Origin of the sequence: Stenotrophomonas sp. PS02301, from assembly GCF_029959485.1 — a bacterium.
Lineage (GTDB): Bacteria > Pseudomonadota > Gammaproteobacteria > Xanthomonadales > Xanthomonadaceae > Stenotrophomonas > Stenotrophomonas maltophilia_Z.
The window spans coordinates 83053-105598 of sequence record NZ_JASCOO010000004.1 but is presented as its reverse complement, the minus strand read 5'-3'; the positions used below and the strand labels follow the sequence as shown (position 1 = coordinate 105598).

Here is a 22546-nt window from a genome sequence, read left to right as displayed (position 1 = left end):
CTCTTGCGTGTACCCGGGGGGCCCGGCCTGGGGGGCCCCCCCCCCGCCCGGGTCGGGCGGCCGGGGGGCCGCCACTACGGCTGCATCACGCCGCGCGCGCCAATCCGCTCACCGCCCCGCGCCCGGCATCCAGCACGAACACATCCACCGCGGCATTCAAGGCCACGGCCTGCTCTTCCATGCTGCGCGCCGCCGCGGAGGCTTCCTCCACCAGGGCCGCGTTCTGCTGCGTGGTTTCGTCCATCTGCACCACGGTCTGGTTGACCTGTTCGATGCCGGCCGACTGCTCCTGCGACGCGGCGGCGATGTCGGCCATGATGTCGGTGACGCGCTGCACGCTGCCGACGATCTCGCCCATGGTCTGCCCGGCCTGCCGCACCAGTGCTGCGCCACTGTCGACATCGGCGACGGACTGATCGATCAGCGCCTTGATCTCCTTGGCCGCACCGGCCGAACGCTGCGCCAGCGTGCGCACTTCGCTGGCGACCACCGCAAAGCCGCGGCCCTGTTCACCGGCACGTGCCGCTTCGACGGCTGCATTCAACGCGAGGATGTTGGTCTGGAAGGCGATGCCGTCGATGACGCTGATGATCTCGGCGATCTGCCGCGACGAGGACTGGATCGCGCCCATCGTGGTGACCACCCGGCCGACCACCTCGCCGCCCTGCGAGGCGACGGAGGCGGCACTGATCGAGAGCTGGTTGGCCTGGCGTGCGTGTTCGGCGTTCTGGCGCACCGTGGAGGTCAGCTCTTCCATCGAGGCGGCGGTCTCCTCCAGATTCGCTGCCTGCTGCTCGGTACGGCGCGACAGGTCGCTGTTGCCTGCAGCGATCTCGCCCGCGGCGGTCTGGATCGACTGCGCGGCCTGCTTGATGTCGCCGACGATGGTGGTCAGCTGACCGGTGGTACGCGCCATGTCATCGCGCATGCGGGCGAACACGCCGTGGAAATCGCCCCGCATGCGCGCGCTGAGATCACCGCCGGCGATCGCCTGCAGCACGCGTGAGACCTCGCCCAGATCCTGCTCGGTGGTCTGCATCAGGCGGTTGAGGCCGCCCACCATCTCGCCGAAGTCGTGCTGGTAGCGCGCTTCATCGCCGCGCTGGCTGAAATCGCCTACGGCAGCCGCTGCGGCCAACCGCTTGATCTCGGCATTGATCGCACCGAGGTTGGCCTTGGCCGTATCCAGCGCCTGGGTGATCACCGCCTTTTCGCCGGGCAGGCGCTCCATGTCCACCGACAGATCACCGACCGCGTAATGGCCCATGATCTCGATCGCGCGCAGCTTCACCTGGATATGGTTGGCGACCAGCGTGTTGGTGTCGCGCACCATCTGGCCGTAGCCGCCGGGGAACACGCTCGCGTCCATGCGGTAGCTGATCTCACCGGCATCGTGGCGCTGCGCCATCGTCGCCTGTGCGGCCAGCACGTCCTTCAGGGTCTGGGTGACCTCGCGCATCGCGGTGCCGAGGCGACCGATCTCGTCGCCGCTGCGCACCACCACGGCATGCTCCAGATCACCGCGTGCCACCGCGCGCGCGGCCGCTTCCACCGCAACCACGGGCGCGATCACCGCGCGGCGCAGCCACAGGGTGAGCACCGCCAACAGCATCAGCGCCGCCAGCGCCGTGACCATGGCCGAGGCGACCAGCGCGGCGCGTGCGCGTTCGGAGGTGGCGTTGGTTTCGTACTCGGCACGTTCGCTGGCACGCGCGGCCAGCGCATCCAGCGTAGTGCCCACGGCCCGGTCGGCGCCGAGCACCAGTGCATCGCCGGCCTGGGTGTCATAACCACTGGCCGCGAACGCCTCGAGCGCGCCGCGGTAGCGAGCGTCCAGTGCGCGGTGCTCGGCCAGGAACTGGTTGGCCAGCGTGCGGGTCTGTTCGTCGCGGCTGGTGGCGAGCGTACCGGCCAACGCTTCGATGCGGCGTCCTTCCGCATCAAAGGCTGCCAGGTGGCGTTCGCGTTGTGCGTCGTCCGCACCGCGGATCAACACGTTCTTCCACTCCTGCACCTGCAGGCGGAACTCGCGCTGCAACAGCTCGGCCTGTGCCTTGCGAGCCACCTCGACCGGCACCTCGGCCGAGAGGTTGCGCCAGGCCGAACCCAGGCCGGCCAAGGCGGCCAGCACGATGATGACCAAGCCGAGCGACAGCGCGCCCAGCAGTTTGAATTGAAGACTCAGGGCGCGTGGACGCGCCGGTGCGGAGGACGTCATGAGAGATCAAAAGTGAGGAAGGGCGATGCGGTATCGGTCTGTCAGGAACAGGCTGAAGTGCGACGCCAATCACGGTTACCGTTCCATTAAATGTTGTGATGATGGCGTGTAGATGAAATATGGTCATGCATGGAACAAAACAGGACTGGACAGGCAACTGATATGTAACTATCGTTGTTACATGAAAGCCAGCAACCAGTTCTCCGACGCGCTGCACGTGATGGCCCATCTGGTCGGCCAGGACGGCCCGCGCACCTCCGAGCAGCTCGCCACCTGCCTGCCCACCCATCCGGTGGTGATCCGGCGCCTGCTGTCCGCCCTGCACAAGGGTGGGCTGGTCACCAGCGTGCGTGGCCATGGCGGCGGCAGCCAGCTGGCCCGGGAACCGGCGCAGATCACGCTGTATGACGTGTACGTGGCCATCGGTGCGCCTGCCCTGCTGCACACCGGCGCCCGCGAGACCGGCCGCGGCTGCCCGGTGCAGCGCGTGGTCAACGACGCGCTCGATGACAGTTACCGCCAGGCCCAGGCCCTGCTCGAGGCCCGCCTGCGCGACACCACCCTGGCCACCCTGGGCGAGGCCTTCGCCCGCCACCTGGCCCACCACGCTGCAGGAGTTCCCCATGACCTTTGATGCGATTGTCGTCGGCGGCAGTTTCGCCGGCCTGTCCGCCGCCCTGATCCTGGCGCGGGCCCGCCGTGAGGTGCTGGTGATCGACGGCGGCCTGCCGCGCAACCGCTTCGCCGCGCATTCGCACGGCGTGCTCGGCCAGGACGGCATCGCCGGCGCCGAGCTGCTGCGCAACGCCAAGACCCAGCTGCTGGACTACCCCACGGTGCGGTGGATCAGTGACACGGTCACCACCGCCCAACCGACCGTGGATGGCTTCGTGGTCGGCACCGAGAACGGTGACACCTGGGCCACGCGCAAGCTGCTGCTGGCGACCGGCATCCGCGACGAACTGCCCGAGCTGCCGGGACTGGCCGAGCGCTGGGGGCACAGCGTGGTGCACTGCCCGTACTGCCATGGCTACGAAATCGGCGGCGGCGCGATCGGGCTGCTGGGCGGGCATGAGAAATCCGCCACGATGGCCGCGCTTCTCGCCGACTGGGGCGACGTCACCCTGTTCGCACACGGCATGACGCTGGAGACCGACGACCTGGCCGCGCTGCAGCGCCGCGGGGTCAGCATCGAGCATGCGGCGGTGGTTGGCCTGGAAGGCGAGGCACCGGCGCTGAGCGCCGCCGTGCTCGCCGATGGCCGCCGGGTTGAACTGCGCGCGCTGTTCGTCACCGCGCGGCAGCACATGGCGACACCGCTGGTGGAACAACTGGGCTGCGTGCTGGAGGACAGCCCGATCGGCGTGCTGGTCCAGGTCGACGCGGGCAAGCAGACCAGCGTGCCCGGCATCTATGCCGCGGGTGATGCCACGCTGGTCGGCAACATCAGCCTGGCCAGTGCCGAAGGCGTACGCGCCGGGGTGAGCCTGCACCATGCGCTGGTCGCCGAAGACAGCCGGGCCAGCCGATAAGACCCGGGGCCCGGCCGGTCCGGGAGCGGAATGCCCAGCCCAAACGGACACAGCCGCCCTGCGGCGGCTGTCCTCCGTCAGACCTGCCGGTGGGCTCAGGCCTGTTCGGCGCTCGCCGCATCCAGCTGCTGCACATCCTGCGCCGACAGCGCGACCTTCGCGGCCGCCAGCACATCCTTCAACTGCTCGACACTGGTGGCGCTGACGATCGGCGCGGTGATGCCCGGGCGCGCGATCAACCACGCGATCGCCACCTGCGAGGGGCTCACGCCATGCGCGCTGGCTACATCGTCCAGCGCGGTGAGGATGCGCAGCCCGCGCGGATTGACGTACTTGTCGACCACGCTCTGGCCGCGCGCGCTGCTCTTGCCCGCATCGGCCGCACTGCGGTACTTGCCGCTGAGGAAGCCACTGGCCAGCGAGTAGTAGCTGATCACGCCCAACTGCGCTTCGCGCACCACCGCTTCCAGCCCGGATTCGTAGCCGGCACGGTCGTACAGGTTGTACTCCGGCTGCAACGTTTCATAGCGCGGCAGTTTGTAGTCGGCCGATACCCTCAAGGCATCGCGCAGACGCTCGGCGCTGTAATTGGAGGCACCGATCGCGCGCACCTTGCCCTGTTCGATCAGGCGACCGAAGGCAGCCAGCGTGGACTCCAGCGGCGTGGATTCATCATCTTCGTGCGCCTGGTACAGATCGATCACGTCGGTCTGCAGGCGGCGCAGCGAATCCTCCACCGCAGCGGTGATGTTGTCGGCCGACAGGCCGGGGTGTTCGGACCACTTGGCCACCTTGGTCGCCAGCACCACCTTGTCGCGCTTGCCGCTGTGCTGGAACCAGCGGCCCAGGATGGTTTCCGATTCGCCGCCCTGGTTGCCGGGCACCCAGGCGGAATAGACGTCGGCGGTATCGACCAGGTTGAAGCCGGCATCGACGAAGGCATCGAGCAGGGCGAAGGAGGTCTTCTCGTCCGCACTCCAGCCGAAGACATTGCCGCCGAAGGCGATGGGGGCGACATGGAGGCCGGAACGACCGAGTTCGCGCGTAGCAGTCATGGGTGATGTTCTCCCTGGGAATCGTTTCCACAGCATACGGCCGGGGTGGTGACAGCGTTGCGGCAGCAGGCACAAAACAGTGTTCCGGATTGCTGCGTCGCACTAACGTTTTGTGAACACCTGTACACGCTTCGCTGCTAGTCTCGCGGCATCCCGCTACCGGAAGCTCGCCGATGAAAGCCCGTTCGTTGACCTGTGCCTGCCTGTTCACTGTTTCCACCCTGATGCTTGCCACGCCCGCGATGGCGATCAAGCCCGCCGGCCCGAACGCGCAGGTCGCGATCACCCCGGGCGTGCAGAAGGCCGTGCAGGACAGCCGCCGCGATCCGGCCAACGTCAAGCGCGATGCGTATCGCCATCCGGCGCAGACGCTGTCGTTCTTCGGCGTCGCACCGGGGCAGACCGTCATCGAAGTCACCCCGGGCAGCGGCTGGTATTCGGAAATCCTGGCGCCGCTGCTGCACGACAAGGGCCAGTACGTCGCCGCCGTGGTCGATCCGATGGCCGTGGCGGAGGGACGGGGCCGCGACTACCAGCAGCGCAGCCGCGATGGGCTGGACAAGAAGTTCGCCGGCAACGCCGCGGTGTTCGGCAAGAGCCGCGTTGTGGCCTATGACCCGAAGGCCCCGGTGTTCGGCCCTGCCAACTCGGCCGATGTAGTGCTGACCTTCCGCAACGTGCACAACTGGCGCAGCAGCGGCCAGGCGGAAGGCATGTTCAAGGGCTTCTTCTCGGTGCTCAAGCCGGGCGGCGTGCTCGGCGTGGTGGAGCATCGTGCCAAGGCCGATGTGCCGGCAGACGACAAGACCGGTTACGTGGGCCAGCCGCAGGTGATCGCGATGGCCAAGGCCGCCGGCTTCGAATTGGCCGGCAGCAGCGAGATCAACACCAATCCGCGCGACACCAAGGATTACCCGAACGGCGTGTGGACGCTGCCACCGACCAACCAGCATGACGCGGCCGATGAGGCCAAGTACCAGGCGATCGGCGAAAGTGACCGCATGACGCTGCGCTTCGTGAAGCCGGGCAAGTAAGCGACCCGCGCAGGCCATGGCCCGCGCGTCCTGCTCAAGGTGAACGTCATCGGCTGACGTTCGCGCGGATCGCGGCAGCGGCACGGGGATGGGACAATGGGCCATCCCACCGCCGCTGTTGCCCCGATGCTGATCGCCTTCAACAAACCGTTCAACGTGCTGTGCCAGTTCACCGACCGCAGCCAGCCGCCACGCGCGACCCTGGCTGGCTTCGGGCTGCCACCGGCGGTGTACGCGGCTGGCCGGCTGGATTACGACAGCGAAGGCCTGCTGCTGCTCACTGATGACGGCGGCCTGGCACACCAGTTGACCGATCCGCGGCACAAGGCCGACAAAACCTATTGGGTGCAGGTCGAAGGCACGGTGACCGATGAGCAGGTCCAGGCGCTGCGCCGTGGCGTGCTGCTCAACGACGGGCCAACGCTGCCGGCCGGTGTCGAACGGCTGGAACCGTCGCCTGAGCTGTGGCCGCGCACGCCACCGGTCCGCTTCCGCAAGACGGTGCCCGATGCCTGGCTGGCGATCACGCTGCGCGAAGGCCGCAACCGGCAGGTGCGACGCATGACTGCGGCGGTCGGACTGCCCACGTTGCGCCTGGTGCGTGTCTCGATGGGCGCACATGCGATCGGCGATCTTCAACCCGGCCAATGGCGCGAGATCGGAAAATAAAAAACCGCCGGCAGAGACCGGCGGTTTCGATGCGCGTGCGGTAACGCGTCAGCGGATCAGGCGTCGCTGCCGATATCGCTGGTTTCGTCCACCACGGTCTCGTTGCGGCGGTTGCGTGCGCTGATGCGCTGCGCCTGGCCGTTCACCACGCCGCCATTGGCAAGCTTCTTCTTCTGCTGCTTGCGGTACAGCGCGTAGCCCAGCAGCCCCACGCCGACAGCGGCAGCGGCGATGGTCACGGCCGGATTGCGGCGCACCACCTTGGCGGCGACCTTGCTGCCGGTCTTGACCGCACCGAGTGCGGCGCCAGTCTTGATCCAGTCGGTCGCCTGCGGCCCGAAGTGACGCAGGTTGCTGCCGGCATGCTTGAGGCCGTCACCGGCGGTGCTGGCGATGTCCAGGGCACGCTCGAGGGCGCGGTCGGTAATCACAGTCAATCTGCTCATGGGGGGTCCTTGCCTAAAGGTTCTGATCCAGTGTCGCGCGGTGGCCGTGTAGGGCGTGTTATCCATTTGCCACGGCCGGATCACGACTGTAGCCGGTTCCCCGCGCTGCGCGAGCCACGTGCCGGGCGATGGTCAGGTGACAGCCATGAATGCGCGCATCGGGTGAGGAAGGGGGCGGCGTGCTCACGTGCCGCGCGGCTTGGCGCGGTGTGTCGCGTTCGCCGTCCACGGATCGTCCGGCCACGGATGCCGGGGATACCGCCCCTTCATTTCCTTCTTCACCTCGGCGTAGGTGTTCGCCCAGAAGTTGCGCAGGTCCTGGGTCACCTGCAGCGGGCGGCCGCCGGGGGACAGCAGGTGCAGCGTCAATGGAATGCGGCCATCGGCGATGCGCGGGGTATCGCTCAGGCCGAACAGCTCCTGCAGCTTGACCGCCAGCACCGGCGCCTGCGGGCTGATGCCGTCGGCATCCACTGTGTAATGGATCGGGCGCTCCATGCCGGAGGGCACGGTGATGCGGACCGGGGCGTGGCGATCGATCAGCTGGCGTTGCGCCCACGGCAGCGGTGACTTCAGCGCTTCGCCGAGGCTGGATTCGTCGAGGGCATCCAGGCGTGTCTTGCCGTTGAACGCGGGCGTCAGCCAGGTCGGCAGCGTCGCCATCAGCGCTGCATCGGAGACGTCCGGCAACGCCAGTTCCGGCATCCACGCGCGCACCGCCAGCGCACGCGCCTGCCATTGGCGCAGGCCCTCCGTCCACGGCAAGGCATCCAGGCCGAGTTCGGCGACGGCCTCGGTCAGGGCTTTCGCGGCGTGGGCGGGGTCCACGCGGCCGGCCGAGCGGCTGTCCAGTACGATGCGATCGAAGCGGGTCTCACGGCGGGCGACCAGTGCGCGCTTTTCGCCGTCCCAACGCACCACGTCGTCCTGCGTGAAGCGCGCCGGGAAGTCACGGCGCAGGCGGTTCTCGTCCACCGGCGCGGCGCGCAGCAGCAACGCGTCACGTGCCTCGTAGCGCAGTTCCACCGCCACCAGCCACGGCTCACCACGCAGGTCGCTGGGATCGAACAGGCGCGCGCTGCGGCCGTTGGCCAGCAGGTAGCGCAGCGGATCGGTGGGATGGCGGGCGGCGATCCGGTCCGGGAACGCATGTGCGAGCAGGTCGCCGAGCTGATGCGCTTCGATTGAGGAAGGGGGCGCGGCATCACAGCGCAGGCGTCGCCGCCACTGTTTGCTGGCGGCATCGATCGTGGCCAGGCCGCCGCGGTTGGCGTCGTGGGGTGCCCGCCCGTGGCGGAACGCCGCCAGCGCCCGCCAGCGCGCGGCGAGTGCATCACCGCCCTGGCGCAGCGGATCGCGCGCTTCCACCAGCGCGGCCAGATCGCAGGCCAGGGCCTGTTCGACACCACTGCCTGCCGCCATCAGCATCGCCGCAAGGCGCGGATGCGTGCCGAGGGTCAGCATGCGCCGGCCCAGCGGAGTCAGCGTGCCGCTGTCGCTGAGCGCGCCCAGGCGCTGCAGCAGTTCACGCGCGGCGGCCAGTGCACCGGCCGGCGGTGTATCGACGAAGCGGAGGTCGTCACTGCCCCACGCAGCCAGTTCCAGTGCAAGCGAGGCCAGTTCCACCTGCGCGATCTCGGGCCGACGCTGTGCCTCCAACCGCTGCGACTGCGGCCACAAGCGCCACGCCCAGCCCTCGGCGACACGGCCGGCACGGCCGGCACGCTGATCGGCCGAGGCCTGCGCGATGTTCACCACGTCCAGGCGCGCGAAACCGCTGTTGGGGTCGTAACGCGGCTCGCGTGCCAGACCCGCGTCGATCACCACCCGCACGCCGGGCAGGGTCACCGATGACTCGGCCACGTTGGTGGCCAGCACCACGCGGCGCCGACCGCCGGGATCGGGCTGCAGCACCTGCGACTGCTGGTCCACCGGCAGTTCGCCGTGCAGCGGCAGCACCTGTACGGCCGGGTCGAGCACAGACTGCAGCGCCGTCTGCACACGCGCGATCTCGCGCTGGCCGGGCAGGAACACCAGTACATCGCCAGGATGCTCGGCCAAGGCCTGCTCCACCGCGCGCCGTGCCTGCGGTTCCAGTGCCTCGTCGCGGCGGGCGGGGAAGTGCGCGATCGTGACCGGGAAGCTGCGGCCCTCACTGCTCAGGCGCGGCGCATCGAGAAACTGCGCCAGTCGCTCGCCATCCAGCGTGGCCGACATCACCACGATGCGCAGGTCCTCGCGCAGCTGGGACTGCACGTCCAGCGCCAGGGCCAGGCCCAGATCAGCGGCCAGATGCCGTTCGTGGAATTCATCGAACAGCAGCGCGCCCACGCCTTCCAGCAGCGGGTCGTCCTGCAGCATCCGGGTCAGGATGCCCTCGGTCACCACCTCGATGCGGGTTCGGGCTGAGATCCTGTTCTCGAAGCGGATGCGGTAACCGACGGTGTCACCGACGTTCTCGCCCAGCTGCCGCGCCATGAACTGCGCGGCGCTGCGGGCGGCCACGCGGCGTGGCTCCAGCATGATGATCCTGCGGCCTTCCAGCCACGGCGCATCCAGCAAAGCCAGCGGCACCTGGGTGGTCTTGCCGGCGCCCGGTGACGCTTCCAGCACCAGGCGCGTGTGGCCAACCAGGTGGTCGAGAATCTGTGGCAGCAGCGGGGAGATCGGAAAAATCGGCGCATTCATGGCGCAAGGATACGGTGTCTGCAGGGCGCGCTGATTGCCAGCCACGGGCAGGCATGCTTCCCTGTGCCGCCCCGCTGTACCCGGACGTGTAGATGTCGCGCTTGGCTCCCCTGTTGTTGTCGCTCCTTCTCATCTTTCCGTTGGCGACGGTCGGCGCTGCCAGCCCCACCGCGGTACCTGCCGAAGACCTGGGCGAGGGATTGCACATGCCCTACGACGGCCACCCGCTGGCGATGCTGCTGCGCCCTACGCTGGATGCCCGCTACCTGCCTGCCGGGTTGGACAGCGAGGCGGCGATCCGGCGCGCAGTGGCCGATGGCACGTTGCGCGAGCCGCTCTACCCCAGCCTGCAGCTGGCCAACGATCGCGCCTTTGTCTGGCTCTCGCAGTTCGGCCGCAGCACATTGGGCATGCACAGCAACACGCTGGTGCGCTGCGCCGGCACCACGGGCTTTCGCCTGCTGCTCGGCAGCGAAGACTGCGCCGACGCCCAAGCGCCCAGCCTGCACTTCGAGGGCCCGACCGACACCGAGCTGGTATGCCGCGAATGCGCGGGGGTGGGGATTCCCGAGCGCTGGCAGCGCCAGGCACCTGGCGCGCAATGCGCGCTGCCACACTGGAACCTGGACGCGGCGCGCCTGCAGTACCGCGCGTGGCTGAAGCGTTTCGACCACGACCTGCAGCCGTTCCTGCACGGCGCCAGCGAGGCGCTCTGGAAGGGGCAAGGCCTGTCGCTTCGGACAAGCGTGGTGCCGCGCTCGCGTGCCACCGCGACCTTGTTCGCCATGAGCACCGCCCCCGAGGCCGTCAGCGCATCGATCGGCATGGAGGACGCTGAGCTCCATGGCGACCTGCTGCCGCGTCTGCTGGCCCTGTTGAAGACCGCCGAGGTGGCGGGCCGGGGCGGTACCTACCCGGAACCGCTGCCGGTGTATTCTGCGTTGTGCGCGGAAGTCTGGTATCTGCGCAATCCCACAGGTGGCATGGTCGATGCCAGCCTGGTACCAGGCGACATCCTCGAACGCGATGGGTACCCGTTCATCACCGTGATGCGCGACGGCGACCGGATCGTGCTGACTGGTCTGTCGCGTGAACTGGTGCAACGGCTGCTCACCGGGCCTGATCCGGAGTGAGCTTGGACGGGGGCAGCTACAATGTGCGGGTTACCTGCCTCGTAGCTCCCCATGCAACTGATCGATATCGGCGCCAACCTCACCCACGATTCCTTTGATCGCGACCGCGACGCCGTGCTGGCGCGTGCGCGCGAGGCGGGGGTGGTGCAGATGGTGATCACCGGCGCCAGCCGCGAGCATTCGCCGATGGCGCTGGATCTGGCCCGCCAGCATCCGGGGTTCCTGTACGCGACCGCTGGCGTGCACCCGCACCATGCGGTGGAATACACCGACGAATGCGACGCGGAAATGCGCGCGCTGCACGCCCATGCCGAGGTGGTGGCGGTAGGTGAGTGCGGGCTGGATTACTTCCGAGATTTCTCGCCGCGCCCGGCGCAGCACCGTGCCTTCGAGCGCCAACTGCAGCTCGCCGCCGAGAACGGCAAGCCGCTGTTCCTGCACCAGCGCGACGCGCATGCCGATTTCATGGCGCAGATGAAGAATTTCGACGGCAAGCTCGGCCCGGCGGTGGTGCATTGCTTCACCGGCGAGCGCCAGGAACTGTTCGACTACCTGGACCAGGACTGGTACATCGGTATCACCGGCTGGTTGTGCGATGAGCGCCGCGGCGCCCATCTGCGTGAGCTGGTCAAGCACATCCCGGCCAACCGCCTGATGATCGAGACCGACGCACCGTACCTGCTGCCGCGCACGCTCAAGCCGCTGCCAAAGGACCGTCGCAACGAGCCGATGTTCCTGTCGCACATCGTTGAAGAGCTGGCCCGCGATCGTGGGGAAGACGTGGCGACAACGGCCGCCAATGCGACGGCGGCTACGCGCGCGTTCTTCCGCTTGCCTGGCGCGGCCTGAGAAGGTAGGTACCGGTCGTGGGCTACCGCAGCGCAGGGCGTCCGTCGCCGTGGGCCCACGCGTCGTCCAGCCCTTCGCGGTAGGTCGTGAAGCGTGGCTGCCACTGCAATGCGGCGCGCGTGACGCGGCCATCGATGCGCTTGTTGCTGGTGTAGAAGCGGCGCAGTGAGGCGGCCACCTCGGGTGCGTCCCACGCCTGCACGACGGGCAGCGGCAGCCCACTCAGCGCCGCCGCGTAGGCCACCACGTCCTGCGGCGGCGCCGGTTCGTCATCGCTGAGCAGATGGAGCGCATGGCCTTCGGCCTGCTGCATTGCCGCCAGCACCGCGCTGGTCAGATCCTCCACATGCAGCCGGTTGAATACCAGCCCCGGCCGCACGACATGCCTCGCCTTGCCCTGCGCCAGCTGGACCAGTGCATTGCGCCCGCGCCCGTACAGGCCCGGCAGCCGGAACACCGCCGAGGCGATGCCGCGGGCCTGCGCGACGGCCTGCCACTGCTGTTCCGCGTGCAGGCGTTTCAAGGCGGTCTCATCGGTCGCATCGGCGGTGGATGTCTCGTTGACCCAGCCGCCAGCGCGGTCGGCATACACCGCAGTCGAGGAGAGATAGCCGACCCAGCGCAGGGCAGGGCTGTCACTCAGCGCATCAGTGAGCAGGCGCAAGGCCGGGTCGCCCTCCGCATCGGGTGGCACGGCGCAGACGATGGCCTCGGCCGTGCGGATTGCCTCGCACAGGCCCGCGCTGATCGGTTCGCCTGCCACCAGACGGTGGCGGAGCAGCCCATCCTCCGGCGCACTCGCCGGATCACGCACCGTGCCACTGCAGGCCACGCCATGCGCGTGCAGCAGCGCGGCCAGATGCCGGCCGCTGTAGCCCAGGCCCAGCACCAGCACGCGGGCGGGCAGCGCGGTAGGCATCGTGCTCAGGCGCTGCGCAGCTGCTGGTAGGCCTGCAGGTGCGCATAGGCCACCGCCAGCAGCGGCGCGGCCTGCCCGGCTGCGCGTGCACGCACCAGCATGTCGCCGACGATGTGCTCAGCCTCCACCTGCTGGCCGGCCTCCAGATCGCGCAGCATCGAGGCCTTCAAGGCAGAGTCGGCCTGGGTGGTCGCGGTCAGCGCGATCTCGCGTGCCTTGGCCGGGATCGGCTCGCCAGCCGCCTCGGCAACGGCCACGCATTCGTCGTAAAGGCCGCGCACGATCGCCGCACCGTCATCGGTGGCGACGATCGTGCCGACATCGGCGCGCATCAGGCACGTCGCCGCCGCCAGCGTGGTCAGGAAGGTGTACTTGATCCACTGCTCCTGCCCGATGGCATCGCTGGCGACGTGGTCCACGCCCGCCTGTACGCAGGCCGCCGCCAGCGCCAGCACGCGCGCGCTGCTGCCGGTGCCGTCGCGCTCGCCAAAGGTCAGCTTGGCCGCCGGTGCCAGATGCACCACCGCGCCATCGGCGGCCTTGGTCGCGCTGATGAAGCACAGCCCACCGAGCACCGCATCGCGGCCGAAGCGGGCGTCGAGATCGGCGTAATGGCGCAGCCCGTTGAGGATCGGCAGCACCGTGGTGCGCGGCCCGACCGCCGGGGCGATCGCATCGATCGAACTGGCCAGGTCGTAGGCCTTGCAGCTCAGGATCACCAGGTCGAACGGTTCAGCGCTCGCCAACGCGGGCAGCGCCTCGGCGGTGACGTGCTGGACCGGGAACGCCGCATCGCCCAGCGGGCTGCGCAGCACCAGCCCTGCCGCGTCCAGCTGCGCCGCCCGGGCCGGGCGCACCAGGAAGGTCACGTCCACGCCGGCCTGGGCCAGGCGACCACCGAAGTAACCACCGGTCCCACCGGCGCCGAGAATCAGGATGCGCATCAGCTGCGCATCCCCACACCACGCTTCAGCAGCCACAGCGCCAGCGCGGTCAATGCGACCACGAAGCCGATCATCAGCGCGTAGGCCACCCACAGCGGCACGTCGCTGGTGCCCAGCAGGCCGTAGCGGAATGCGTTGACCATGTAGAAGATCGGGTTGGCATGCGTGGCCGCCTCGGCCCACGTCGGCAGCAGCTTGACCGAATAGAACACGCCGCCCAGGTAGGTCAGCGGGGTCAGGATGAAGGTCGGCACGATCGCCACGTCATCGAACTTCTTGGCGTACACCGCGTTGATGAACCCGGCCAGCGAGAAGATCGTCGCGCCCAGCAGCACCGTGGTCAGCGTCACCAGCGGATGCGGGATGCGCACCGGGGTGAAGAACATGGCGATGATCAGCACGATCACGCCGACCATCATGCCGCGCAGCACAGCACCGGACACATAACCCCACAGGATCACCCAGTTCGGCATCGGGCTGACCAGCAGCTCTTCCACGTGGCGGCCGAACTTGGCGCCGAAGAACGAGGAGCTGATGTTGCCGTAGCTGTTCTGGATCACGCTCATCATCACCAGGCCCGGCACGATGAACTGCATGTAGCTGTAGCCGCCCATCTCGCCCACGCGCGAGCCGATCAGCCCGCCGAAGATCAGGAAGTACAGGGTCATGGTGATCGCCGGCGGCACCAGGGTCTGGCCCCAGATGCGCAGGATGCGCGCCACTTCACGGCGCACGATGGTCATCAGGGCGATGCGGTTGCGCTGGCCGTCGGTCAGGACCGGGGTCGGGGTGCTGCTCATGCCACGTTCTCCTGGTTGCCGGTGAGGCGCACGAACAGCTCCTCCAGGCGGTTGCTCTTGGTCCGCATCGAACGCACCCGGATGCCGGCGGCGTTCAAGGCGTCAAACACCCGGTTGAGGTCCATCGCGCGCGGCATGTCCACATCCAGCGTGTGGCTGTCGGTGGCGATCAGGATCGCGCCGTCGATCTCCGGCAGCTGGGCTGGCAGGCTGCCGTCGATGTCGAACAGGAAGCCTTCCACGTCCAGCTTGGCCAGCAGTTCGCGCATCGGGCCCTGGGTGACGATCTGGCCATGGTTGATGATGGCCAGGTTCCGGCACAGGTGCTCGGCTTCTTCCAGGTAGTGCGTGGTGAGGATGATCGTGGTGCCGGCGGCATTGATCTCCTTGAGCACGCGCCACATGTCGCGGCGGATCTCGATGTCCACGCCGGCGGTCGGCTCATCCAGGATCAGCAGGCGTGGGCGGGTCATCATCGCGCGGGCGATCATCAGCCGGCGCTTCATGCCGCCGGACAGGGTGCGGCTCATCACCTGCGCCTTCTCCCACAGGTGGGCGCGCTTGAGCTCTTCCTCGGCCATCTTCTCGGCCTCGGCACGCGCCACGCCATAGAAGCCGGCGTAGTTGACCAGGATGTCGAAGGGCTTTTCAAACAGGTTGAAGTTGATCTCCTGGGGGACCAGGCCGATCAGGCGCATGGTGGCGCTGCGGTTGCGCACCAGGTCGCTGCCGAATACCTCGACCTGGCCTTCGCTGAGGTTCACCAGCGAGCTGATGATGCCGATCAGGGTCGACTTGCCGGCGCCGTTGGGGCCCAGCAGGGCGAAGAAGTCGCCCGGGGCCACGTCCAGGGAGACGCCCTTCAGCGCCTGGGTGCCGTTGTCATAGGTTTTGCGGAGGTCACGCACCCGCAGGGCGGGCGCGGCGGTGGGCGCGGGAGTGTTCTGGGAAGCCAAGCTCTTGCCTTCGCGCCTAAGGGCTGGCGCTGGATAGGGGCGGGGAGCGGCTATTATAGAAGACCCCGAGGGCTCGCCCCGGCTACACACTGTCCCGAAACGTCGTGCCTGCCCAATTCCCCCTCAAACTGGTCGACCGGCGCATGCTGGCGCCCACCATCGGCCATTACCAGTTCCTGCGTGATGACGGCCAGCCGCTGGATTTCCAGCCCGGCCAGTTCATCCAGGTCCATTTCGAGTACGCCGACGGCACTGCCACCAAGCGCAGTTACTCGCTGGCGACCATTCATGATCATGCGCTCGGCGCGGGCGATGCGGTCGATATCGCGGTCAGTTTCGTCCCCGGCGGCGCCGCCACGGCCCTGTTCGAGGGCCTGGACATCGGGGGTCACGTCAGCGCCAGCGGCCCGTTCGGCCGGTTCTGCCTGCAGCCGGGCGACCACAACGCCCGCTACCTGCTGATCGCCACCGGAACCGGGGTCACCCCGTACCGGTCGATGCTGCCGCTGCTGGCGACCGCCATGGCCGAGCGCGGGGTCGAGGTGGTCCTGCTACAGGGCGCCAGAACGCCGGCCGAACTGCTCTACAGCGAGGACTTCTATGCCTTCGCGGCTGCCCATCCGGGCTTCCGCTACGTGCCGTGCCTGTCCCGCGAGCTGCCGGAGAACCCCCATCCGGACGTGCGCCACGGCTACGTGCAGCAGCATCTGGCCGAATTCGCCCCGAACCCGGCCACCGATATCGCCTATCTGTGCGGCAACCCGGACATGGTCGATGCGACGTTCGAGGTTCTGAAGGCTGCCGGCCTGCCCACGCCGCAGGTGCGGCGCGAGAAGTACGTCAGTTCACTCTAGCCGGCACGTGGGTTGACAACGCTCGGCCTTGCGGTCAGCCCACGGCAGCGATGAGCGCCTGGCGTGTTTTCTCACGCTGGTGCGTGTGTCCGCAAGCGCGACAGGCGCCTTTCGGCGCCTGTCATGGTCTTGCGCTGCCGGTCGCCGTTACCAGCTGTGCTTCACCCCCAGCTGTGCACCGTAGTTGGTGTAGTCGCCCTTGCCGCGGGTGGTGCTCAACTCGCCCCAACCCGTCCAGCCACCCCCCAGCTGCAGCTGGGCACCGGCCTTGGCCTCGTAAGTATCACGCGGCTGGCCACCGGCCACGTAGGTTTCATTGAGTGCCAGCGAGTTGCCTTCGCCGCGGGCCCGGATCCAGTTGACGCCCACGAACGGCTGCACTCGGTTGCCGCCGGCAGCGGTGTCATGGCCATACGCGCGTACACCCAGTCGGCTCTGCAGGCCGCCGGCATCGACGCTGCGCACTTGGGTGCCGTTGCCTTCCAGATGGGTATCCATGGAGAAGTCGGTCCACGTCACCTGTGCCTGCGGTTCCACGTACAGCGCGCTGTTGGCGCCTTCGCGCACCTTGAAGGCATACCCGGCCTCAACCGATGCGGTCAGTGCCCTGCTGTCATAACGCTCACGGGCCAGCGCATCGCCCTGCATGGTGTTCTTGAAACGGCTGGCTTGCACCCATGCATCCACATAAGCGCCGGTCTGCTCAGCCGGGCTCTGGAACCAGGTGGCATACAGGCCCAGCGCGGTGCCGTTCACCGTGCCCTTCGCACCGTAACCGGTGAGGTTGGAGGTGCTCTGGGTGGTGGACTTGCCGGTGGCCACCATCACCCCGGCCAGGCCGCGGCTGTCCTGGCCCCACTTGGCCAGGTCGGTACCCACCTGCAGCATTGAATGGTGGGTGCCCACGTCCAGCTGGCCGTCGGCCGCGTTGAAGCGGGTGTGGTTGGCGGTGGTGCGCAGCCAGGCCGAGCCGAGCAGGTTGTCGTTCCTCAGGCGCTCGGCCAGGTTCGGCTCGCCCAGGCGCTGGTGCATGCTGTGGTCGAACATGCCCACTGCCGCGGCCTGGTTGGCCAGGTAGGCACCCGTCTCCGGACGATGGATCAGCGACGGCGAAGGGCGTTCCGGATCGACGCAGGCAAGGCCGGAGCAGGGATCGGGGTCCGCCTCTGGATCGACACCCGGATCGATGCCCGGGTCAACCGGCGGATCGATGCCCGGATCGACCGGCGGCTCGATGCCCGGATCGGCCGGCAGCTCCGAGCGCAGGTACCAGTCGCCATTGGCGGGATCGGTGACCCCGCCTTTGTGCAGGAAGTACTCATAGGCGCCACCGACCGCGCGGCCGACCAGCGTGAAGCTGCCGGTGGACGCGCCGTCCACCTGTACCAGCTGGATCCCCTCGCGGGTGAGCGCACCCGGCCCACCGATGTTGTTGACCGCGATCCCTGTATCGCCGGCGGTGCTGCCCAGCACGTGCAGGCGGTCGCTGCCGGAGCTGTCATCGCCGAGTACGGTATTCATCTGCAGCAACGCGTTGTCGCCGATGTAATCGCCGGTCACGGTGAGCGTCTTGAAGATGCCATCGTCGTGATTGAAGGCGATTGTGCTGTTGCGGGCAGTAAGGGTGCCGACCAGCGAATCGCCGGTCATGTCCCAGCGGCTCTCGGCCAACTGCAGGTCATCCACGTACTGGGCGGCGCCACGCAGCAGGGCACCCTCGCTGAGCGCAATGTTGCTGGTGTAACCATCGCTGAAGACAACGTCGCCGTACAGCTCGGACGCAGCAGCGCTGAAGTTGATGGTGCCGCGTCCATCCAGCGCGTCGCGCAGCAGGTCGCCGTTGCCGCTGTCGGCGCGGCTGCCACGCAGGGCGATCTCGTTGATGCCATCACCGCGAACCTGGAAGACAGTGGCCTGCGCGGCGTACACATCGGCATTGTTGAGGGACACCGATGTGGTCTCGCCTGCATTGGCCGCCGAGAGCACGGCCAGCGAGCCGTCGCCCAGGCTGAGGATGACGCCGCGCTCGATCGCGATGCTGCCACCGCTGTCCGCTGACAGCGCGTAGGCTGACGATCCGCTGGTCTGCACGAATGCTTCGTTGGCGGCCACCGTCGCGCCCGACACCGCCACGATACCGTGGCCGTCTTCACCGCGGGTCTGGATGCGCAGGCCCTGCAGGTCGACGCTGGAACCGGACTGTGCCAGTACCCCGTAGGACTGGTAGCCGGCAGTGTCGATCATCACATCGGCGCCGCTGATTGCGCCACCCGCGCCATCGGCATGCAGGCCGCGCGAGCGCTCACCCAGGGTGAAGATCGTGCTGTTGGCCAGTTCCACCGTGCCCGCGGTCCTGACGCGGATGCCGTCCGAGTCCTTGCCACCTGTGGTGCTGCCGGTCTGAAGGGAAAGGCCATCCAATCGGATATGGGCGCCGCCTTCGGCCTGAACGGCGCGGGCAGCCTCGCCGGTGGTGGCGACGCGGCCGCCGACGACGTTCACCTCCGAACCCACACCGTCGGCGTGGATGCCGTACGCCGTGCCGCCGTTGGTGTAGATCAGCACGTTGCGCGCAATGGCGGTGCCGCCCGCGGTGGCACTGATGCCATGCGCCAGATCGCCATGGGTGTCGATCGTGGTAGCGACCAACGCGGCATGGCCGCCGGTGCTTGCGGTCACGCCCAAGGCCTCGCGGCCACCGGTGGTGATTCGGCTGATGCCCACTGTGAGCGTGCCGTCCTGGATCACACGCATGCCATAGGCACCGTCCAGCGCGGTGGTGAAGCTGCTGTCCAGTACGTCGGCTTGGCCTGCGGCCCAGACGTCCAGGGCATGACCGGTGCTGTCGAACGAGGAACCCTTGACGATCCCGATGCCGCCCTCGAACTCCACGCCCTTGCTGGCCAGGCCGCGCGTGGTGACCTGGGTGTCGATGATCTCCAGCACCGCGCCGCCACGTGCACGCGCGCCATGCGCGTGCGGGCCCTCGGTAAGGATGGTGCTGTCGGTGATGGACAGCAGCGAGCCGGCATCGCCGGTCGCCACGCCACGCGACTGCTGGCCGGTGGTGTGAATCTCCAGCTGGCTGCCGCGGAACTGCGAGCCGTGGAGGACATGCACGCCGTCGGAGAAGTTGCCGGTGCTGTCCAACCGCGCGCCGCTGCCGCCCATCGTGGCCCCGTCCATCGCCAACATCGCATGCGAGCCATAGCCGGTGGTAGACACGTCCACGTTGGAGAAGGTGACGGCAGAACCAGCACCGATGGCGCGGGCGCCGGCGCCAAGGTTGCCGCTGGACTGAACCGCCGTGCCGGTGATCGCGACACTGCCGCCGCTGCGCACGGCAACACCATAGCTGTTGGCGCCCGACGCGCTGGCGATGCCACCGGTGACATCGAGATGGCTTCCGGCCCCTTCCGCATGCACCCCATGGGAGTAGTTCGCTCCCGTGCCCGTAGCGACGACATTGTTCGCCGTGATGGTGCCGCCTTTGACGGCCGACAGGCCGTGGCTCCAGTCGATCGGATTGCTTTCAACGGCTATATCGCTCACATCGACGTGCACGCCGTCGGCCACAATGGGTGCAGCCACGGCATGCCATGAGGTCATCAGTGCGCCGGCAACGGCCAGCGACAAACGACGGCGGGACATCGGGGAGGTTTTCATGACGGTCGTCCAGGGGAGTGAAGTTCTGGGCCGAACGATAGGGTTGGGGTTGGTGGGCCTCTATCGAATTCGTTCGAAAAGCGAGGAACCATCCGGTTTTACCCAGCCACCAGCCCATACTGTTCAGGACACATTTACCTCCACGTCGGTTCGATCAGGTGCGCGTGAAGAAAATGCCCTTTATTGCAGGGGAGATCACCGGGCAGTACCGTGGAAAGCAACGCCGCGGTGACCGTGGCACGGGCTGTCAGATGTCGATCCGCCGCATGCGCTGCTGTCGCCAATGCAAGGAATTTCGCCCATGACGCGCTGCCACACGTATGTAAGATCGCCCCGGATGCGACCACGTGTGCTGTTGCTCATGTTGATGGCAAGCGTGCTGCCGGCAGTGGCTTCGACACCGCAGTTCACCCCAGCCGAGCGCGACTGGATCGAGCGTCATCCGGTGGTCTATTACGTAGGTGCGCCGAACGTCAGCCCGCTTGAAGACATCGTCAAGGGACGATACGTCGGGCTCACCTCCGTGTATCTGGAAAAAGTATCCCAGCGAACGGGAATCCGTTTCCAGCTGATCCCCACCCTCACCTGGGAGCAATCGCAGCAGGCCTTCCTGTCCGGCAAGGCCGACATGTTTCCCAATGCCAGCCCGACCACGGTGAGCAAGGAGGTCAATAACCAACTTCGCTATACGCAGGCGTATTTCGCCAGTCCCTTGATCTTCGTTACCCGTGGCGATGCGCAGGCGACCTTCGGCCGCGAGTCGCTGCTAGGCAAGCGCGTGGCCATTCGAGGGGGCAAGGAGGTGCAGCAGACCCTGACCGATTATCGCCCGGGCGTCATTCCTATCGAGGTCATCAGCCCGGAGCAGAGCCTGCAGGCTCTGCTTCGCGGCGACGCGGACGCGTCAGTGGGGACCGAGGCCACGCTGCAGCCGCTGCTGCGCCGAAAGTACGGCAACAGCCTTGGCGTGGCCAGTATGCTGGACCTGCCGCCGTATCGCGCACAGATGGGTGTACGCGCCACCGAGCCGCTGCTGCACGCGATCCTGAACAAGTCCCTGAACTCGATCACGGCACATGAAAGCGACGAGATCTACGACAACTATCTAACCCAAGCCGATTACGGCTCCCCCACGATGTGGTCGATCTATCAGCACTGGCGCGGCGAGCTGATCGTCGCTGCGTTGGGTATGTTCCTGCTGGCCTTCTTCGCTTGGCGGGCACGGGTAGAACGGCGTCGTGCCATCCGCAGCGAACGGGCCAAGACACGTTTCCTGGCCACCATGAGCCATGAAATCCGTACCCCCATCAACGCAATGCTCGGCTCGATCGAAATGCTCGGACGGACGGCACTGGATGGGCGCCAGAAAGCCTTCACCGACAATGCCGCAGTGGCCGCAGAGGCACTGATCGACCTCCTCGACAACGTGCTGGACCTCTCCAAGCTGGATGCAGGCAAGCTCACCCTGGAGAAACTGCCCACCGACCTCAGCCACTTGATCGGGCAGGCCGTGTCGCTTGCGCGTCCGGGCGCAGAGGAGAAAGGGCTGACCATCAACCTCAGCATCGAACATGCCGAGCACGGGCTTGTTGTGCTTGATCCAACGCGCATGCGCCAAGTGTTGAACAACCTGCTCGGCAATGCGGTCAAGTTCACGCAGCGTGGCTGCATCAATGTGGATGCGCGCTTGGCGCGGGATGCCAGCGAGGGCAATCAACGAACCCTCCACGTGCGCATTGCCGACACCGGCGTGGGGATTCCGCCTGAGCAGCAGGCAAGGCTGTTTGAGGCGTATTCGCAGGCCGACGGATCCACCACGCGTGAGTTCGGTGGCACCGGGCTGGGCCTGACCATCTGCCGCGAGTTGATCGAGATGATGGGCGGCACGATTGTCCTGGACAGCATTCCCGGTAGCGGCACCACCGTAGCGCTGAACCTGCCAGTGACGCTGGTAACGCCTTCGGCGCACTCCATCGCGTCGGCCGCGGGCAGTGCGGTCACGGGGAACGGGGGCGCGCGGGCGCGGCCCGGCGGGCGCGTACTGGTCGTGGAAGATCACCCCGGCAACCGGGCGTTGATCCGCGAACAGCTTCTGGAGCTGGGCGTGCGTCCAACCCTGGTCGATAGCGGATCTGCCGCGCTGCAGGCCGTAGCTGATGCAGACTTCGACCTGGTGCTCATGGATTGCCACATGCCCGGCATGGACGGCTACGAAGCCACCCGGCGGATTCGAGCGCGGCCCCGTTCCGGCCCGCACCTGCCGATCGTTGCGATCTCAGCCTCCACCGGCGCCGAGCACTTGGCCGAATGCCTGGGTAGCGGGATGGATGGGGTCCTTCGCAAGCCGCTGCGGCTGGAGGAACTGCGCAGCACCCTGGAGCTTTGGCCGGTGCAGTTGGCGGGAGAGCGGGATGCCGAGCCCACGACCAATGCGGAGCCTGTCGCCATCGACCCTATCGCCCTGCTACGTGAAGATCTGACTGGCATTCAGGATGCCATTCGTGCCGGTGATCTGGCTCTTGCGCGACACCATGCCCATCGTTTGGGGGGGGCGGCGCGGATGCTCTCCCATGGACAGGTGGCCATCCTGGCCGAGCAGGTCGAAGCAACCGTAGCGGGTGGCGCTGTGCCCGATCCTGGCGACCTGCCCGCGTTGGCGAAGGCCATCGATAGGGTTGCGGTGGCTAGCGCGGCAAGAGGCTAAACGCTGTCGCAATCGGCGCGGCGGGAAGCCCTGATGTCGCAAATGGCGGCAATGGGCACAAATTGCGAGATATGTCTCA

At 67.5% G+C, this 22546-nt stretch carries 17 protein-coding genes; 8 read left to right on the top strand and 9 right to left on the bottom strand.

Annotated features, from left to right (window positions below; genetic code table 11):
* Positions 1–85: 85 nt before the first annotated feature.
* A complete protein-coding gene (locus QMX81_RS02280; protein ID WP_121040842.1) occupies positions 86–2218 on the bottom strand; it encodes a methyl-accepting chemotaxis protein in 2133 nt (710 codons plus the stop codon).
* 181 nt (positions 2219–2399) lie between these two features.
* Between QMX81_RS02280 and QMX81_RS02275 the strand changes: the two genes are divergently transcribed.
* Positions 2400–2852 (top strand): Rrf2 family transcriptional regulator, encoded by a 453-nt coding sequence (locus tag QMX81_RS02275; RefSeq protein ID WP_282258044.1) that lies wholly within the window; start codon positions 2400–2402, stop codon positions 2850–2852.
* Positions 2842–3750, top strand: coding sequence for an NAD(P)/FAD-dependent oxidoreductase (locus QMX81_RS02270; RefSeq protein ID WP_282258042.1), 909 nt, complete (start codon positions 2842–2844; stop codon positions 3748–3750). The genes QMX81_RS02275 and QMX81_RS02270 overlap by 11 nt, the downstream gene beginning before the upstream one ends.
* A gap of 95 nt (positions 3751–3845) precedes the next feature.
* Here QMX81_RS02270 and QMX81_RS02265 read toward each other — a convergent pair whose 3' ends face one another.
* Complete coding sequence (locus QMX81_RS02265) at positions 3846–4805, bottom strand: aldo/keto reductase (protein ID WP_282258041.1); 960 nt, start codon at positions 4803–4805, stop codon at positions 3846–3848.
* A gap of 224 nt (positions 4806–5029) precedes the next feature.
* On the opposite strand from QMX81_RS02265, the gene QMX81_RS02260 reads away from it, so the two are divergent.
* Together QMX81_RS02260 and QMX81_RS02255 are read left to right on the top strand one after the other, a co-directional pair.
* On the top strand, positions 5030–5839 hold the full coding sequence (locus QMX81_RS02260) for a methyltransferase (RefSeq protein ID WP_282258052.1): 810 nt from the start codon (positions 5030–5032) through the stop codon (positions 5837–5839).
* Between the two features lie 126 nt (positions 5840–5965).
* Positions 5966–6508 (top strand): pseudouridine synthase, encoded by a 543-nt coding sequence (locus tag QMX81_RS02255; RefSeq protein ID WP_121041332.1) that lies wholly within the window; start codon positions 5966–5968, stop codon positions 6506–6508.
* A 56-nt stretch (positions 6509–6564) separates the two neighbouring features.
* Here QMX81_RS02255 and QMX81_RS02250 read toward each other — a convergent pair whose 3' ends face one another.
* A complete protein-coding gene (locus QMX81_RS02250; protein WP_121040832.1) occupies positions 6565–6954 on the bottom strand; it encodes a hypothetical protein in 390 nt (129 codons plus the stop codon).
* Positions 6955–7137: 183 nt separating this feature from the next.
* Entirely contained in the window at positions 7138–9642 is a 2505-nt protein-coding gene (gene hrpB, locus QMX81_RS02245; protein WP_282258038.1) for an ATP-dependent helicase HrpB, read from the bottom strand.
* A gap of 92 nt (positions 9643–9734) precedes the next feature.
* On the opposite strand from hrpB, the gene QMX81_RS02240 reads away from it, so the two are divergent.
* Both QMX81_RS02240 and QMX81_RS02235 read left to right on the top strand, forming a co-directional pair.
* The gene (locus tag QMX81_RS02240; protein ID WP_282258031.1) at positions 9735–10775 is read left to right on the top strand and encodes a hypothetical protein; all 1041 of its coding nucleotides are present in this window, start codon (positions 9735–9737) and stop codon (positions 10773–10775) included.
* Positions 10776–10826: 51 nt separating this feature from the next.
* Positions 10827–11624 carry a TatD family hydrolase gene (locus QMX81_RS02235; RefSeq protein ID WP_121040826.1) on the top strand — a complete coding sequence of 266 codons (798 nt, stop codon included), beginning with the start codon at positions 10827–10829 and terminating at the stop codon, positions 11622–11624.
* Between the two features lie 22 nt (positions 11625–11646).
* On the opposite strand, the gene QMX81_RS02230 is transcribed toward QMX81_RS02235, so the two are convergent.
* Genes QMX81_RS02230 through QMX81_RS02215 form a run of 4 tightly spaced genes read right to left on the bottom strand, consistent with a single transcriptional unit; the run spans position 11647 to position 15243 of the window.
* Positions 11647–12543: an epimerase gene (locus QMX81_RS02230; protein WP_282258025.1), complete on the bottom strand. Its 897-nt coding sequence runs from the start codon at positions 12541–12543 to the stop codon at positions 11647–11649.
* A gap of 5 nt (positions 12544–12548) precedes the next feature.
* Positions 12549–13487 (bottom strand): 2-dehydropantoate 2-reductase, encoded by a 939-nt coding sequence (gene panE, locus QMX81_RS02225; RefSeq protein WP_282258023.1) that lies wholly within the window; start codon positions 13485–13487, stop codon positions 12549–12551.
* Entirely contained in the window at positions 13487–14287 is an 801-nt protein-coding gene (locus tag QMX81_RS02220) for an ABC transporter permease (protein WP_123729863.1), read from the bottom strand. Before QMX81_RS02220 ends, panE begins: the two co-directional genes overlap by 1 nt.
* Positions 14284–15243 (bottom strand): ABC transporter ATP-binding protein, encoded by a 960-nt coding sequence (locus tag QMX81_RS02215; protein WP_121040818.1) that lies wholly within the window; start codon positions 15241–15243, stop codon positions 14284–14286. The genes QMX81_RS02220 and QMX81_RS02215 overlap by 4 nt, the downstream gene beginning before the upstream one ends.
* Positions 15244–15347: 104 nt before the next feature.
* Here QMX81_RS02215 and QMX81_RS02210 point away from each other — a divergent pair, with 104 nt between their 5' ends.
* A complete protein-coding gene (locus QMX81_RS02210) occupies positions 15348–16097 on the top strand; it encodes a ferredoxin--NADP reductase (RefSeq protein WP_282258007.1) in 750 nt (249 codons plus the stop codon).
* 147 nt (positions 16098–16244) lie between these two features.
* Here the strand turns inward: QMX81_RS02210 and QMX81_RS02205 are convergent, their stop codons facing one another.
* Positions 16245–19763 carry an autotransporter outer membrane beta-barrel domain-containing protein gene (locus QMX81_RS02205; protein WP_282258005.1) on the bottom strand — a complete coding sequence of 1173 codons (3519 nt, stop codon included), beginning with the start codon at positions 19761–19763 and terminating at the stop codon, positions 16245–16247.
* Between the two features lie 349 nt (positions 19764–20112).
* On the opposite strand from QMX81_RS02205, the gene QMX81_RS02200 reads away from it, so the two are divergent.
* The gene (locus QMX81_RS02200) at positions 20113–22467 is read left to right on the top strand and encodes an ATP-binding protein (RefSeq protein WP_282258003.1); all 2355 of its coding nucleotides are present in this window, start codon (positions 20113–20115) and stop codon (positions 22465–22467) included.
* Positions 22468–22546 lie beyond the last annotated feature (79 nt).